The 13,918-nt window shown below is 70.6% G+C and carries 14 protein-coding genes, 1 tRNA gene and 1 riboswitch; of the genes, 12 read left to right on the forward strand and 3 right to left on the reverse strand.

The features are described from left to right. A complete protein-coding gene (gene rapZ / locus LZ017_RS13975; protein WP_241397465.1) occupies positions 1 to 915 on the forward strand; it encodes an RNase adapter RapZ in 915 nt (304 codons plus the stop codon). A gap of 51 nt (positions 916 to 966) precedes the next feature. Here the strand turns inward: rapZ and LZ017_RS13980 are convergent, their stop codons facing one another. From LZ017_RS13980 to mutM, 3 genes are all read right to left on the reverse strand, one after another. Then, positions 967 to 1,290 (reverse strand): hypothetical protein, encoded by a 324-nt coding sequence (locus LZ017_RS13980; RefSeq protein ID WP_241397466.1) that lies wholly within the window; start codon positions 1,288 to 1,290, stop codon positions 967 to 969. A gap of 95 nt (positions 1,291 to 1,385) precedes the next feature. After that, on the reverse strand, positions 1,386 to 2,450 hold the full coding sequence (gene mutY, locus LZ017_RS13985) for an A/G-specific adenine glycosylase (protein ID WP_241397467.1): 1,065 nt from the start codon (positions 2,448 to 2,450) through the stop codon (positions 1,386 to 1,388). Next, positions 2,447 to 3,262, reverse strand: a complete 816-nt coding sequence (mutM, locus tag LZ017_RS13990; RefSeq protein WP_241397468.1) for a bifunctional DNA-formamidopyrimidine glycosylase/DNA-(apurinic or apyrimidinic site) lyase — start codon at positions 3,260 to 3,262, stop codon at positions 2,447 to 2,449. The genes mutY and mutM overlap by 4 nt, the downstream gene beginning before the upstream one ends. Before the next feature lie 134 nt (positions 3,263 to 3,396). Here mutM and LZ017_RS13995 point away from each other — a divergent pair, with 134 nt between their 5' ends. From LZ017_RS13995 to LZ017_RS14045, 11 genes are all read left to right on the forward strand, one after another. Continuing rightward, positions 3,397 to 5,199 (forward strand): tetratricopeptide repeat protein, encoded by a 1,803-nt coding sequence (locus LZ017_RS13995; RefSeq protein WP_241397469.1) that lies wholly within the window; start codon positions 3,397 to 3,399, stop codon positions 5,197 to 5,199. 58 nt (positions 5,200 to 5,257) lie between these two features. Further along, entirely contained in the window at positions 5,258 to 5,824 is a 567-nt protein-coding gene (locus LZ017_RS14000) for an outer membrane lipoprotein LolB (protein WP_241397470.1), read from the forward strand. A 66-nt stretch (positions 5,825 to 5,890) separates the two neighbouring features. Beyond that, positions 5,891 to 6,919 (forward strand): 4-(cytidine 5'-diphospho)-2-C-methyl-D-erythritol kinase, encoded by a 1,029-nt coding sequence (gene ispE, locus LZ017_RS14005; protein ID WP_241397471.1) that lies wholly within the window; start codon positions 5,891 to 5,893, stop codon positions 6,917 to 6,919. 42 nt (positions 6,920 to 6,961) lie between these two features. Beyond that, a tRNA-Gln gene (locus LZ017_RS14010) sits at positions 6,962 to 7,038 on the forward strand. A 70-nt stretch (positions 7,039 to 7,108) separates the two neighbouring features. Next, entirely contained in the window at positions 7,109 to 8,071 is a 963-nt protein-coding gene (locus tag LZ017_RS14015) for a ribose-phosphate pyrophosphokinase (protein WP_308194076.1), read from the forward strand. A 76-nt stretch (positions 8,072 to 8,147) separates the two neighbouring features. Next, on the forward strand, positions 8,148 to 8,771 hold the full coding sequence (locus LZ017_RS14020) for a 50S ribosomal protein L25/general stress protein Ctc (protein ID WP_241397472.1): 624 nt from the start codon (positions 8,148 to 8,150) through the stop codon (positions 8,769 to 8,771). A gap of 129 nt (positions 8,772 to 8,900) precedes the next feature. Further along, positions 8,901 to 9,581: an aminoacyl-tRNA hydrolase gene (gene pth, locus LZ017_RS14025; RefSeq protein WP_241397473.1), complete on the forward strand. Its 681-nt coding sequence runs from the start codon at positions 8,901 to 8,903 to the stop codon at positions 9,579 to 9,581. 7 nt (positions 9,582 to 9,588) lie between these two features. After that, a complete protein-coding gene (locus LZ017_RS14030; protein ID WP_241397740.1) occupies positions 9,589 to 10,077 on the forward strand; it encodes a hypothetical protein in 489 nt (162 codons plus the stop codon). Then, positions 10,073 to 10,307: riboswitch (cobalamin riboswitch) on the forward strand. It overlaps the preceding gene by 5 nt. A 70-nt stretch (positions 10,308 to 10,377) precedes the next feature. Next, positions 10,378 to 12,306 (forward strand): TonB-dependent siderophore receptor, encoded by a 1,929-nt coding sequence (locus tag LZ017_RS14035; protein ID WP_241397474.1) that lies wholly within the window; start codon positions 10,378 to 10,380, stop codon positions 12,304 to 12,306. A 49-nt stretch (positions 12,307 to 12,355) separates the two neighbouring features. Beyond that, positions 12,356 to 12,913 (forward strand): bifunctional adenosylcobinamide kinase/adenosylcobinamide-phosphate guanylyltransferase, encoded by a 558-nt coding sequence (gene cobU, locus LZ017_RS14040; protein WP_241397475.1) that lies wholly within the window; start codon positions 12,356 to 12,358, stop codon positions 12,911 to 12,913. After that, positions 12,910 to 13,848 carry a helical backbone metal receptor gene (locus LZ017_RS14045; RefSeq protein WP_241397476.1) on the forward strand — a complete coding sequence of 313 codons (939 nt, stop codon included), beginning with the start codon at positions 12,910 to 12,912 and terminating at the stop codon, positions 13,846 to 13,848. Before cobU ends, LZ017_RS14045 begins: the two co-directional genes overlap by 4 nt. Positions 13,849 to 13,918: the final 70 nt, after the last annotated feature.

A 13,918-nucleotide genomic window follows, 5' to 3' on the forward strand; every position in this document is an offset into this window, starting at 1 on the left:
ATGCCCGCCGCCACCCCTTCCGCCGCCCCCGCGGCCACCGGCGCCGCCACGCCCTCGGACCTGGTGCTGGTCACCGGCATGTCCGGCGGCGGCAAGTCCATCGCCATGCATGCGTTGGAAGACGCCGGCTTCTTCTGCGTGGACAACCTGCCGCCCGAGCTGCTGCCCGAGTTCCTGCGCCTGGAGCGCGCGCGCGGCTCGCGCCGCGTGGCGATCGCGATGGACGTGCGCAGCCGCGGCGCGCTGCCGGAGATGATGGACCAGCTCAAGGCGCTGCGCGCCTCGGGCCTGCCGCTGCGTTCGATCTTCCTGGATGCCGACAACGACACGCTGCTGCGCCGCTTCTCCGAGACCCGCCGCCCGCATCCGCTGCGCGCCGGCGACGACGAGACCGACACCCATCGCGCGCTGCAGGACGCGATCCAGCTGGAGCGCGAGCTGCTGACGCCGCTGCGCATGGAATCCACCGTGATCGACAGCAGCCAGCTGCGCCCGGCCCAGCTGCGCGCCTGGGTGCGCGACCTGGTCATGGTCAGCGGGCACTCGCTGACGCTGGTGTTCGAGTCCTTCGCGTTCAAGCACGGCGTGCCCAGCGACGCCGACTTCGTCTTCGACGTGCGCGTGCTGCCCAACCCCTATTACGACCGCGAGCTGCGGCCGCTGACCGGCCGCGACGCCCCGGTGGCCGAATATCTGGAGCGCCAACCCGAGGTGCGGCTGATGCTGAGCCAGATCGGCGCCTTCATCGCGCAATGGCTGCCCAATTTCAGTGCCGACCAGCGCAGCTACCTGACGGTGGGCATCGGCTGCACCGGCGGGCAGCACCGCTCGGTCTATCTGGTGGAGACGCTGGTGCGCCAGTTCGCCTACCACGGCCAGGTGCTGAAGCGGCACCGCGAACTGGACGCGCGCTGACGGCGCAGCGCTCGAGGCTGCGGCCGGGGCGTCCCGGCCGACGACGAACGATCAGAGCCGCTGCGCGGGCGCGGCGGCCTGACGCTCGCCGTCCTGCTGCAGCACCACCCAGGCGGCGACGGAGCCCAGCGGCAGCAGCAGGAGCAGCGGCACCCAGCGCCACAGCGAGCGCCCGGCCTTGCGCAGCGCCAGGCACATATAGGCCCAGTGCGCGATCAGCCCCATGGCCAGCCCCAGCGCCAGCAGCACCACCTTGGCCGTGCTGGGTGCAAGCTCGGCGTCGCTGGTCGCCGAGACCAGCAGCCAGAAGCTGCCGACCGCCACCAGCGCGGCCACCAGAGAGGATTCCAGGGCGTTCTTGACGACGGCTTGCATGGTTTGTTGGGGGGAGCTCCTTGACGGACCGCAAGCATAGCTCGCGCCTCGCCCATGTCCATAGGCAATGCCCGGAGCGGCGGCGCGGGGAAGGCTCAGCCGATGAGTTTTTTCAGCGGCGCGGGCAGCGCGTAATCCGCCAGGCGCTCGCGCGCCACCCATTGGCCCGGCCCCGGAGGGGCCAGGTCGTGCGCGGCGGCCAACGCCAGGCGGCGCGGATGCAGCACCCAGTCCAGATGGGTCAGCGCGTGCTGGACCCGTGGCAGCGCCTCGGGCTCGCCGCCGCCCAGGCGGCGGGCCTGCGCCAGCAGCGCCGCCTCGTCATCGAACAGCGGCAGGGTCCACAGCCCGCCCCAGACGCCCTCGGAGGGGCGCTGCTGCAGCCAGATGCGGCCGCCCTGCTCCAGCCACAGCCACCAGTTCTCGCGCCGGCCGCGCTTGAGCTTGCGCGTCTTGATCGGGAAGCGCGTCGGGTCGCCCTGGGCGCGGCCGGCGCACAGCGCGGACACGGGGCACAGCAGGCATTGAGGCGAGCGCGGCGTGCACAGGCCGGCGCCCAGGTCCATCAGGCCCTGGGTGTAGGACGGCATGTCGGCGCCGGCGGGCGGCAGCAGCGCCTCGGCGGCGCGCCACAGCCGCTTCTCCTGCGCCGACGAGGCCAGGTCGCCCTCGAAGGCCAGCAGGCGGGAGAGCACCCGCTTGACGTTGCCATCCAGGATGGCGGTGCGTTCACCGAAGCAGAAGGACGCGATCGCCGCGGCGGTGGAGCGGCCGATGCCGGGCAGGGTCTGCAGCAGTTCGGCGCTGCGCGGGAACTCGCCGCCATGCTGCTCACAGACCTGCTGCGCGCAGCGATGGAGGTTGCGCGCGCGGCTGTAGTAGCCCAACCCGGCCCACAGCGCCATCACCTCGTCCGCCGGGGCCGCCCCCAGTTCTCGCACCGTGGGGAAGCGCGCCAGGAAACGCTGGTAGTAGCCCAGCACGGTGCTCACCTGGGTCTGCTGCAGCATGATCTCGGACAGCCACACGCGGTAGGGATCGCGCGTGTTCTGCCAGGGCAGGTGGTGGCGCCCCTCGGCCCGCTGCCAGGCCAGCAGCAGCGGCGCGAAATCGCCGCGCAGCGCGTCCAGGCGCGGCGACAGCTCGTCGGAATCGGTCATTTCTTCTGGCAACGGGGACAGTGGTAGGTGGCGCGCTGGCCCTGGACCAGGCGCCGTATCGGCGTGGCGCAGACCCGGCAGGGCTCGCCCGCACGGCCGTAGACCATGGCCTGCATCTGGAAGCTGCCGGCGATGCCATGCGCGTCCTTGAAGTCGCGCAACGTGCTGCCTCCCAGGCGCAGCGCATCGCCCAGCACGCGCCGCACGGCCTGGGCCAGGCGTTCGCTGCGCGGCCGGCTCAGGCGGCCGGCGGGCAGGCGCGGGTCGATGCCGGCCTGGAACAGGGCCTCGCAGGCGTAGATGTTGCCGGCGCCGACCACCACATCGCCAGCCATCAGCGCCGGCTTGATCGCGACCCGGCGGCCGCGCAGGCGTTCATGCAGATAGGCGCCGTCGAAGCGCGGATCAAAGGGCTCCAGCCCCAGGCCGGCCAGCAGCTTGGCGGCCGGGTCCAGGTCCAGCGCCGGCGACCACAGCACGGCGCCGAAGCGGCGCGGATCGGTCAGGCGCAGCACGCCCTGGTCGGTGCGCAGCTCGAAATGGTCGTGCGGCCCGAGCGGCGGCGGTTCGGGCTGAAAGCCCAGCGAGCCCGACATGCCCAGGTGCAGCAGCAGCCCGCCGGGTTCCAGCGGCAGCCACAGGTATTTGCCGCGCCTCTGCACCGCGCCGACGCGCCGCCCCACCAGGGACTGCGGCGCCACGCCCAGCGGCCAGCGCAGCGGCTTGCCCAGGCTCAGGCCCAGCACGCGCGCGCCGGCGATGGCATCGGCAAAGGACTGTCGCGTGACCTCGACTTCGGGCAATTCAGGCATGGCGCGCATGATACGGAAGCCGCTCCGGCCCTGCTGGCGGCGGCCTTGCCAGGCCTTCAGCCCCGCCTCAGTCAGGGAGGTGGACGCATTCCCTAGAATGGCCCGTCGACCCTGAACGGGGTCCGGGAGTTTGCATGCCTCAGTTTCTTCGCGGGCGCCACGCCCTTGCCGCGTCCGCCACCGCCGCGGCCGCCCTGTTCGCGCCTCTGGCCTGGTCCCAGACCGACAGCGCCGCCGCAGCCGCCGCGGCTCCCGCGCCGGCCGCCAGCGAGCCCGTGGCCAATTCCACGCTGGACGCGCCCATGTTCTATCAGCTGCTGATCGGCGAGCTGGAACTGCAGAGCGGCCAGCCCGGCGTGGCCTTCCAGGTGCTGCTGGACGCCGCGCGGCGCAGTGGCGACGAGCTGCTGTTCAAGCGCGTGGTGCAGATCGCGCTGCAGAACCGCGCCGGAGAACAGGCGCTGACCGCCGCCAAGGCCTGGCGCGACACCCGGCCCGAATCGCTGGAGGCGCAGCGCACCGTGATCCAGCTGCTGGGCCTGCTTAACCGCCCCGGCGAGGTGGCCGCGCCGCTGCGCTCGATGCTGGCGCTGACGCCGCTGGAGCAGCGTGGCGCACTGCTGATGTCGCTGCCTGGGTTGTTCCAGCGCAGCCCGGATGCGCGCCAGGTGCTGACCAGCCTGCAGCCGGTGCTGCAGGACGCCGCCGACAAGCCCGAGACCCGCCTGGCCGCGCTGCTGACCCAGGCCCAGCTGGCGCTGCGCGCGAACGTGCTGGACCAGGCCATGGCGCTGACGCGCAGCGCCGCGACCGAGTACCCCCAGCGCGACGAACCGCTGCAACTGGCGCTGGAGCTGCTGGCGCAGCGCGCCGAGGCCGAGCCACTGATCCAGCAGGCGCTGAAGACCGAACCCGAGCGCCCCGGACTGCGCATGGCCTATGCCCGCGCGCTGGCGCGCGCTCAGCGCAGCGCCGACGCGGCGCGCGAGTTCCGCCTGCTCACCGAACGCGAGCCCGAACAGCCTGGCGCCTGGCTGGGCCTGGGCACGCTGGAGCTGGAGCTGCGCCATGTGGATGCCGCCGAGGCCGCGCTGCAGCGCTTCCTCGGCGTGCTGGCCCAGCCCGCCGCCACGCAGAAGCTGGACGAGGCCGCGGTCCAGGACTCGCGCCGCCAGGCCCAGTTGCTGCTGGCCCAGGCCGCCGAGATGCGCGGCGACCTGAAGACCGCCGAGGCCCGGCTGGCCGAGGTGGACGGCGGCGAACGCGCCGCCGACATTCGCTACCGCCGCGCCTCGCTGCTGGCGCGTCAAGGCAAGCTGGACCAGGGCCTGAAGCTGATCCGCGAGCTGCCCGCGACGACCGACCAGGAGCTGCGCACCCGCGTCGCCGCCGAGGCGCAGCTGCTGCGCGAACAGGGCCGCTGGCAGCAGGCTTATGACCTGCTGGCCGAGGCCACGCAAAAGATGGGTGCAGACAGCCCCGACGTGGATCTCATCTACGAGCAGGCCATGATGGCCGAGAAACTGGAGCGCCTGGACGACATGGAGACCCTGCTGCGCCGGGTCATCGCGCTCAAGCCCGACCACCACCATGCCTACAACGCGCTGGGCTATTCACTGGCCGAGCGCGGCCTGCGCCTGCCCGAGGCGCGCGAGTTGATCGTCAAGGCACTGAGCCTGGCACCCAACGAGCCCTTCATCGTCGACAGCATGGGCTGGGTGGAGTTCCGCCTGGGCCGTCTGGAGGAGGCCGAAAAGCTGCTGCGCCAGGCCTATGCCTCGCGTCCCGACGCCGAGATCGCCGCCCATTTGGGTGAGGTGCTGTGGGCGCGCGGGCGCAAGGACGAAGCGCAACAAGTCTGGAGCGAAGGCCTGCGGCGCGACGCGAAGAACGAGGCGCTGCTGGCCACGATGAAGCGACTGAAGGGTCAGCCATGAGCACGCCGGGCCACGCCCCAGTGCGAATCACGGAGCACTGCATCTGGAGGGTGGTCCGATGAGCTTGCCGATACAGCGCCGCGGGCTGCTGGGCGCCGTCGTCGCGGTGGCGCTGCTGGCGGGCTGCGCCCAGCGCGGCGGCCCTCAGCCTGCGGGGATGTCCGCCTCGACGGGAAGACTGTCCGGCCGCTTCAGCCTGCAGCTCGCCGGCACCCAGGCCGGCGAGCGTGCACAGGGCGCCAATGCCGGCTTCGAGCTGCAGGGCGACGCGCGCGCCGGCGAGCTGGAGCTGACCAGCCCGCTGGGCAGCACCGTGGCCCTGGTGCGCTGGAGCCCGGGTCGCGCCTGGCTGCAGACCGCCGAGCAGCAGCGCGACTTCCCCGACCTGGGCAGCCTCACCCGCGAGCTGATGGGCGAGGACATCCCGGTCCAGGCCCTCTTCGACTGGCTGCAGGGTCGGCCCTACGAGCTCGCCCCCTATCAGCGCTATGCCGACGGCTTCGAGCAATTGGGCTGGCAGGTGGAGCTGCGCCGCTTCGCCGGCGGACTGCTGGTGGCGCGACGCCTGAACCCCGCGGGCGCCGAGCCGCTGGCGGTGCTGCGCCTCGCGCTGGACCGCCCCTGACGGCACGCCCCTCCATCGCCGCCGCCCTTTTCTCCAGGCAAGACCTGCCCCTCTCCGCGATCGCCCATGCAAGCGCTTTACGACGTCCCCGCCCCGGCCAAGCTCAACCTCTTCCTGCACGTGGTGGGCAAGAGGCCGGACGGCTACCACCTGCTGCAATCGCTGTTCGTGCTGATCGACTGGGCCGACACCCTGCATTTCGAGCGCCGCGCCGACGGCCAGTTGCGCCGCCACGACCGAGGCGACGCGCTGCCCGCCGATGACCTCTGCCTGCGCGCCGCGCGCGCGCTGCAGCAGGCCAGCGGCTGCGCGCTGGGCGTGGACATCCACATCGACAAACGCCTGCCCTCCGGCGCCGGCATGGGCGGCGGCTCGTCGGACGCCGCCAGCACCCTGCTCGCGCTGAACCAGCTGTGGGGGCTGAACTGGCCGCGCAGCCGGCTGCTGCCGCTGGGCCTGAGCCTGGGCGCCGACGTGCCCTTCTTCATCGGTGGGCACAACGCCTTCGTCGAAGGCATCGGCGAGCGGCTGCATCCGCTGGCATTGCCCCCCCTGGATTTCATGGTCGTGAAGCCGCAGGCCAGCATCGCGACCAAGGACATTTTTTCCAGCCCGCTGTTGCAAAGATCCGAGAGCGTGGCTATAGTCGCGGGCTTTCCTGCAGTGAGTGGCTTGCCTCAGCGAACCGCTCATCAAGCGCAGGCAGAGCCTTGGGACTGCGCCGGTTCGGCACCTTGTGGGTCGGATCGGTTCGTGGAGCAGCTTTGTCAGGGATGGGGCAGAAATGATCTGCAGCCGCCCGCCGAAGCCGCCAGCCACGAAGTGAGCGAAGCCCTGGCCCTGCTGCAGGCCCGATTCGGCAACAGCCGCATGACAGGCTCCGGAAGTGCAGTTTTTGCAAGAGTGCTTGAAACCTCGCAAAAACATGCTAGGATGACAGGCTCTGTTGGACAACTAGGGAGCAATCCCAAGGCGACACAGCAGGAAGGTCAGGTCAAGCCCATCGCCGATGGAATTGATTGGCCCTCAGGTTGGGTTGTTCGGCAGTGCCACAGTCTGGATGTTCACCCGCTGCGCGGATGGGCAGACGACTGAAACGGTTCGAGGGTGTTGCGTTTCATGCGCAGCGTCCTGTGTAGGGGAGTCGCCAAGTTGGTCAAGGCATCGGATTTTGATTCCGACATGCGAGGGTTCGAGTCCTTCCTCCCCTGCCAAATTCTTCTGTAATACCTCCGGGACCCGCTGGGTTGGCCACCGGGCCACTGACGACAAGGATGGCCCGCTGTGCTGCTCAATACCGTCCTCTTCACGGGTAACGCAAACCCCTCCCTCTCTCAAGAAATCGCCACCCACCTGGGCCTGGAACTGGGCAAGGCGGTGGTTGGTCGCTTTTCCGACGGCGAAGTCACCGTCGAGATCCAGCAGAACGTGCGCGCTCGCGACGTCTTCGTGATCCAGCCCACCTGCGCGCCGACCAACGAGAACGTGATGGAGCTGCTCATCATGGTCGATGCGTTGAAGCGCGCCAGCGCGCGCCGCATCACCGCGGTGATGCCCTACTTCGGCTACGCCCGCCAGGACCGCCGTCCGCGCTCCACCCGTGTGCCGATCTCGGCCAAGGTCGTCGCCAACCTGCTGGAAACCGTGGGCGTCGAGCGTGTGCTGACCATGGACCTGCACGCCGACCAGATCCAGGGCTTCTTCGACATCCCGGTCGACAACATCTACGCCAGCCCGGTGCTGCTGTCCGACCTGAAGGCACGCAACTACACCGACCTGGTGGTGGTCAGCCCCGACGTCGGCGGCGTGGTCCGCGCCCGCGCGCTGGCCAAGCAGCTGGGCTGCGACCTGGCCATCATCGACAAGCGCCGCCCCGCCGCCAACGTCTCCGAAGTGATGCACGTGATCGGCGAGATCGACGGCCGCAACTGCGTGATCATGGACGACATGATCGACACCGCCGGCACGCTGGTGAAGGCGGCCGAGGTGCTGAAGGACCGCGGCGCCAAGCGCGTGTTCGCCTACTGCACCCATCCCATCCTGTCCGGCCCGGCGATCGAGCGCATCTCCGGTTCGCACCTGGACGAGGTCGTGATCACCAACACCATTCCGCTCAGCGAGGCCGCCAAGGCCTGCGGCAAGATCCGCCAGCTGTCGGTCGCCTTCCTGTTCGCCGAAACCATCCGCCGCATTTCCGACGGCGAGTCGGTGACCTCGTTGTTCTCGGAGCAGAACAACAACTTCTGATTTTTTCGGGCCCGCCTGGTCGCGGGATGGGTCCACCGGAACGCCATGGGGGCGTTTCGTCTTTCTGGAGAGTGTCATGAAATTCGTCGCTTTTGAGCGCAAGCTGCAGGGGACCGGAGCGAGCCGCCGCCTGCGTAACGCCGGCAAGGTGCCCGGCATCGTTTACGGTGCCGGCGAGCCCGCGATGATCGAGCTGGATCACAACGCGCTGTTCCACGCCATGAAGAAGGAAGCCTTCCACAGCTCCCTGCTCGACATGGAACTGAACGGCACCACCACCAAGGTGCTGCTGCGTGACTACCAGATGCACCCGTACAAGCCGCAAGTGCTGCACGTGGACTTCCAGCGCATCGACGCCACGACCAAGATCACCAAGAAGGTGCCGCTGCACTTCATCGGTGAAGCCGAGTCGCCGGCCGTCAAGACCGACAAGTGCACCGTCAACCACGTGGCCACCGAGCTGGAAATCACCTGCCTGGCCGAGCAGCTGCCCGAGTTCATCGAAGTGGACCTGAGCAAGCTGACCATGGGCCACTCGGTGCATGTGAACGATCTGGTGCTGGCCGCCCACATCAAGGTCGTGACCCACGGCAAGCCCAACCCCGTGATCGCCACGCCGGTGCCGCCGGTGGTGGAAGAGATCGTCGTGGCCGCCGCTCCGGCCGCCGACGACAAGAAGGGCAAGAAGGGCAAGAAGTAATTCGGCGCCCGGCGTACTGCCTACGAAAGGCCCTGCCCCGCAGGGCCTTTTCTTTTGTCCGGCCCCTGAGGGCTGCCTCATCAAGCCGAGGCTTTGCGGGCCTGCGGCTGTGCCGATAATCCGCGGACCATGATTCGACTCTTTGTGGGCCTGGGCAATCCCGGGCCGGAATACGAGGACACCCGCCACAACGCCGGGTTCTGGTGGGTGGACCAGTTGGCGCGCCGCCTGGGCGCGAGCCTGGCGCCGGACAAGGCCTACCATGGCCTGGTCGCGCGCGTGAACAACGCGCCCGGCGCCGCAGGCCCGGTCTGGCTGCTGCAGCCCATGACCTACATGAACCTCTCGGGCAAGTCGGTCGGGGCGCTGGCGCGCTTCTTCAAGATCGCGCCCGAGGAAATCCTGGCGGTCCACGACGAGCTGGACCTGCCGCCCGGCGAGATGAAGATGAAGCAGGGTGGCGGCACCGGCGGCCACAACGGGCTCAAGGACATGCAGGCCCAGTTGGGGTCGCCGGCCTTCTGGCGCCTGCGCCTGGGCATCGGCCATCCGGGCCACAAGGCCGAGGTCGCGAACTACGTGCTGCGCAAGCCGCCGCTGGCCGAGCGCCAGGCGGTGGACGACTGCATCGCCAAGTCGCTCGACGCGGTCGAGCTGATGCTCAAGGGCGAGATGGACCGCGCGCTGATGAAGGTGCACGCCAAGCCGCCGCGCCCCAAGCCCCCCAAGCCCGCGCCGGCTCCCACGCCCTCGGCGCCGGCCGGCGCCGCGCCGCCCGCCCCCGCGGCCGAGCCACCCTCGCCCCGCTGAGGCCGGCATGAGAACGGTGCTGCCCCTGCTGCTGCTGGCCCTGGCCGGCGCGGCGCTGGGACAGACCGAAACGCGCTCGGCCACGCTCTACCGCTGCGGCGAGCAGGGGCGCGATCTGCGCGACCAGCCCTGTCCCGCCGGCAGCGCCGCCTCCACCCAACACCTGCCCTACGACCAGCCCTCCGCCGCCCAGACCGCCGAGGCGCAGCACCGCGCCGCGCGCGAAGCCCGGCTGGCCCGCGAGATGACGCAGGCGCGCGAGAAGGCCGAGCGCGAGGCGCTGGCCGCCAACCGCAAGGCCACGGCGCTGCAGGCGCCCCGCGCCGCCGCCCCACGCGGCAAGGCCGCGTCCTCGCCGCAGGGCAAGAAGCCCAAAGCCGGGCACACCCCGGCGCGTGAGAAGCGCAAGATCCACGGCCCCACCGCCCCGCCCCAGCGCGGCGCCAAGACCACAGCGCCGGACGCCGCGCGCGACCGCGAGCCCGCCAGCCGCTAGAATCGCGGCCGTTGGTGCTCGCACGGGTTTTCCGCCCGCGCAGTTAAACGGGAATCAGGAGGGCTCGCCTCGACGAGGCACACCCAACCTGAGCTGTCCCCGCAACGGTAAGCGGACCAGGCACACGCCTGGGCCCTCTGCCCCACAGTCCACTGGCGCCCCGCGCGCTGGGAAGGATGCAGAGGTTTGTTCCGCCAGCCCGGATACCGGCCAACAGGTGGCCCAAGGCAATGCCCTGGGCCGTTTTCACAGGGGCCTGCGGGGAAGCTGGCACCTGGACGATCTCTGCTGTCCTCTCTCATGTCCGCATCCTCCCGGCGTTTCGCACGCCAGTCGCTGGCCGCCTCCCGCGTGGCCCGTCCCTGCCTGTCCGCCCTCGCGCTGGCCCTGCTCGCCACGCCCGTCATGGCGCAGTCCCAGACCGACACCAACAAACTCGGCCAGGTCCTTGTGACCGCCACGCGCAGCAAGCTGGACCTGGCCCATGTGCTGGCCGATGTCACCGTGCTGACGCGCGCCGACATCGAACGCCAGGGCTTCGGCAACCTGGCCGACCTGCTGCGCAGCCAGTCCTGCTTCGAGTTCGGCCGCAACGGCGGCCCCGGCACCAGCACCTCGATGTTCCTGCGCGGCGCCAACACCCAGCACACCCTGGTGCTGGTGGACGGCGTGCGCATGGACACCCAGTCCGGCTCCGGCGGCGCCACCTGGCAGGCCATCCCGCTGGCGCGGATCGAGCGCGTCGAGGTCGTGCGCGGCGCGGCCAGCGCCGTCTATGGCTCCGACGCCGTGGCCGGCGTGGTGCAGATCTTCACGCGCAAGAGCGGCGGCGCGCCGGTGCTGGAGATCGGCGGCGGCATCGGCAGCCTGGGCACGGTGAAGGGCGACTTCAACGCCAGCGGCGTGCTGGGCGCCTTCGATTATTCGCTGGGCCTGGCCACCGAGGTGTCCGACGGCTTCAACTCGCGCAAGGTCAACGACCCCACCTACACGCCCGACCTGGACGGCTGGCGCAGCCATGCCGTCAACGGCCGCCTGGGCTGGCAGCTCAACAAGGAGCACCGCTTCGAGCTGGTCAACACCAGCAGCCATGTGGACAGCGCCTACGACGCCACCGCCAAGCCGGCGCCCGGCGTGGACGACCGCAACCTGCACGACCTGCGCGCCAGCCGTGCGCTGTGGAGCGCGCAGTGGAGCAAGGACTGGAGCAGCGAGCTTTCGCTGGAGGACGCGGCCGACCGCTACGAGACCCAGACCAACCAGGCCTCCACCTACCTGACCGAAACGCGCGTGCGCAACTACCTGCTGCACAACAGCCTGAAGGTCTTCGGCGGCCAGCTCAACCTGGTGCTGGAGCGCCGCGAGGACCGGCTGGCCAACAGCAGCCTGCTCCCCGCGCTGGGCGGCAACGCCAAGCGCCACCAGAACGCCGTCGCGGCGGGCTATCTGTACAGCGCCGGCTCGCTGGACGCGCAGATCCACCTGCGCCATGACCGCGACAGCGAGTTCGGCGGCGTCAACACCGGCACCGTAGCCGCCGGCTGGCGCTTCGATCCCGCCTGGCGCGTCTGGGCCAGCGGCGGCAACGCCTTCCGCGCGCCCACGCTGTATCAGAGCTTCAGCGAGTACGGCCCCAAGCCCGGCGTCGCCAAGCTCAACCCCGAGCGCGGCCAGAACGCCGAGCTGGGCCTGAGCTGGACCGGCGCCGACAGCGAGCTGAGCCTGACGGTCTACAACAACCGCGTGCGCAACATGATCAGCTGGGATCCGTCCTTCGCCGGCAACTGCGTCTCCACCTGGGGCGGCTGCTACGGCAACCTGGCCAAGGTGCGCCTGCGCGGCATCAGCCTGAAGGGCGAGACCCAGATCGCCGGCTTCAAGCTGCAGGGCTCCATCGACCGCCAGGACCCGCGCGACGTGCTCACCGACAAGATGCTGGGCCGCCGCTCGCGCCTGAAGGGCTCGCTGCGCGTCGAGAAGAGCGTGGACGACTGGACCGGCGGCGTGCAGCTGATCGCCGCGGGCAAGCGCTTCGACGACAACGCCAACAAGAACCGCCTGGGTGGCTACACCCTGGTGAACCTGGACCTGGGCTACCGCGTCAACAAGCAGCTGCGCCTGCAGCTCAACCTGGACAACCTGCTGGACAAGGACTACGAGACCGCCAAGGGCTATGCCCAGGCGCCGCGTACCGTGTTCTTCGGCGTCCGCTTCACGCCCTCGCTCTGACGAACGGGCGGCCGCCGCGCAAGACCTGACCCTTGAGGACGAACCGACGATGACTCTGCCCCATCAGCTGATCGTCGGTGGTCAGCGCAGCGGCAAATCGCGCGAGGCCGAGCGGCTCGCGCTCGCCTGGGCGCAGCGCCCGGGCCATGCGGTCGCCGTGGTCGCGACCGCGCAGGCGCTGGACGACGAGATGCGCACGCGCATCGCGCGCCATCGCGCCGAGCGGCCGGCCGGCTTCGCCACCCTTGAGGCCCCGCGGGCGCTGACCCAGGCCCTGAGCGAAGCGGCCGCCCCCGGGCGGCTGCTGGTCGTGGATTGCCTGACGCTGTGGCTCACCAACTGGCTGATGCCCATGGACGGCGCGCCCGACCCCGCCGGCTGGGCCGCCGAGCGGGCGGCCCTGCTGGACGCGCTGCCCCGGCTGCCCTCGCCGGTGGTCTTCGTGTCCAACGAGGTCGGCTGGGGCGTGATGCCGCTGGGCCGCGAGGTGCGTCACTATGTCGACGAACTGGGCCGGCTCAACCAGGACATCGCGCGGCGCTGCGAGCGCCTGACCCTGATGGTGGCCGGCCAGGCCTGGACCCGTGCCGTGGAGAACCGTGCATGAAACAAACGCTGTTGAACACCTGGCGCGCCCTGCTGCTGGGCGCGCTGCTCGGCGCCGCGGCCGCCGCGCCGGCCCAGACCCTGAAGATCCGTGACGACCGTGGACGCGAGGTCACGCTGCCGGGCATGCCCAAGCGCATCGTCAGCCTGCTGCCCTCGCTGACCGAGACGGTCTGCGAGCTGGGCGAATGCGCGCGCCTGGTCGGCGTGGACCGTTTCTCCAACCATCCGGCCTCGGTGCAGGCCCTGCCCCACCTGGGCGGACTGGACGACACCGCGGTGGAGTCCCTGGTCGCGCTCAAGCCCGACGTGGTGCTGCTGGCCATCTCCTCGCGCCTGACCGACCGGCTGGAGGCGCTGGGCCTGCGCGTGGTCGCACTGGAGCCCAAGACCCATGCCGACGTGCAGCGCGTGATGAACGCCATCGCGCTGCTGCTGAACAAGCCCGACGAGGCGCGCCGCATCTGGAACCGCATCGACGGCGCGATCAAGCACGCCGCCGCCAGCCTGCCGCCGGCCGCGCGCGGCCTGAGCGTCTACTACGAAGTCGACAGCGCGCCCTATGGCGCCGGCACCAGCTCCTTCATCGGCGAGACGCTGGCCCGGCTGGGCGCGCGCAACATCATCCCGGCCGAGCTGGGCCCCTTCCCCAAGCTCAACCCCGAGTTCGTCGTGCGCGCCGATCCGCAGCTGATCATGGTGGGCCAGCGCAGCGCGCCGGGCCTGCCCCAGCGCCCGGGCTGGAACCAGATTCGCGCGGTGCGCGAGCGCAAGATCTGCATCTGGGTGCCCGCCGAATCGGACGTGATGGTGCGCCCCGGGCCGCGCATGGCCGAGGCCGCGCAGCTGATGGCGCGCTGCCTGCGCGAGGCCGCCGCCGGCCCCGTGGCCGTGCCGACCGCCGCCTTCACCGCGCCGCCCGGAGGCATGCGTTGAGCCAGGCCCTGTCGCTGCACGACAGCCCGCGCCCGGCGCCGCTGGCGCGCTGGGTCGCCACGCTGCTGCT

This window comes from Pelomonas sp. CA6 (assembly GCF_022549225.1).
GTDB lineage: Bacteria > Pseudomonadota > Gammaproteobacteria > Burkholderiales > Burkholderiaceae_C > Roseateles.

Coding starts and splice junctions, on each gene's coding strand:
- LZ017_RS14035 (WP_241397474.1), top strand. CDS start 10,378: ATGTCCGCATCCTCCCGGCGTTTCGCACGCCAGTCGCTGGCCGCCTCC.
- rapZ (WP_241397465.1), top strand. CDS start 1: ATGCCCGCCGCCACCCCTTCCGCCGCCCCCGCGGCCACCGGCGCCGCC.
- pth (WP_241397473.1), top strand. CDS start 8,901: ATGATTCGACTCTTTGTGGGCCTGGGCAATCCCGGGCCGGAATACGAG.
- ispE (WP_241397471.1), top strand. CDS start 5,891: ATGCAAGCGCTTTACGACGTCCCCGCCCCGGCCAAGCTCAACCTCTTC.
- LZ017_RS14020 (WP_241397472.1), top strand. CDS start 8,148: ATGAAATTCGTCGCTTTTGAGCGCAAGCTGCAGGGGACCGGAGCGAGC.
- LZ017_RS13980 (WP_241397466.1), bottom strand. CDS start 1,290: ATGCAAGCCGTCGTCAAGAACGCCCTGGAATCCTCTCTGGTGGCCGCG.
- mutY (WP_241397467.1), bottom strand. CDS start 2,450: ATGACCGATTCCGACGAGCTGTCGCCGCGCCTGGACGCGCTGCGCGGC.
- LZ017_RS14030 (WP_241397740.1), top strand. CDS start 9,589: ATGAGAACGGTGCTGCCCCTGCTGCTGCTGGCCCTGGCCGGCGCGGCG.
- LZ017_RS14000 (WP_241397470.1), top strand. CDS start 5,258: ATGAGCTTGCCGATACAGCGCCGCGGGCTGCTGGGCGCCGTCGTCGCG.
- LZ017_RS14045 (WP_241397476.1), top strand. CDS start 12,910: ATGAAACAAACGCTGTTGAACACCTGGCGCGCCCTGCTGCTGGGCGCG.
- LZ017_RS13995 (WP_241397469.1), top strand. CDS start 3,397: ATGCCTCAGTTTCTTCGCGGGCGCCACGCCCTTGCCGCGTCCGCCACC.
- mutM (WP_241397468.1), bottom strand. CDS start 3,262: ATGCCTGAATTGCCCGAAGTCGAGGTCACGCGACAGTCCTTTGCCGAT.
- cobU (WP_241397475.1), top strand. CDS start 12,356: ATGACTCTGCCCCATCAGCTGATCGTCGGTGGTCAGCGCAGCGGCAAA.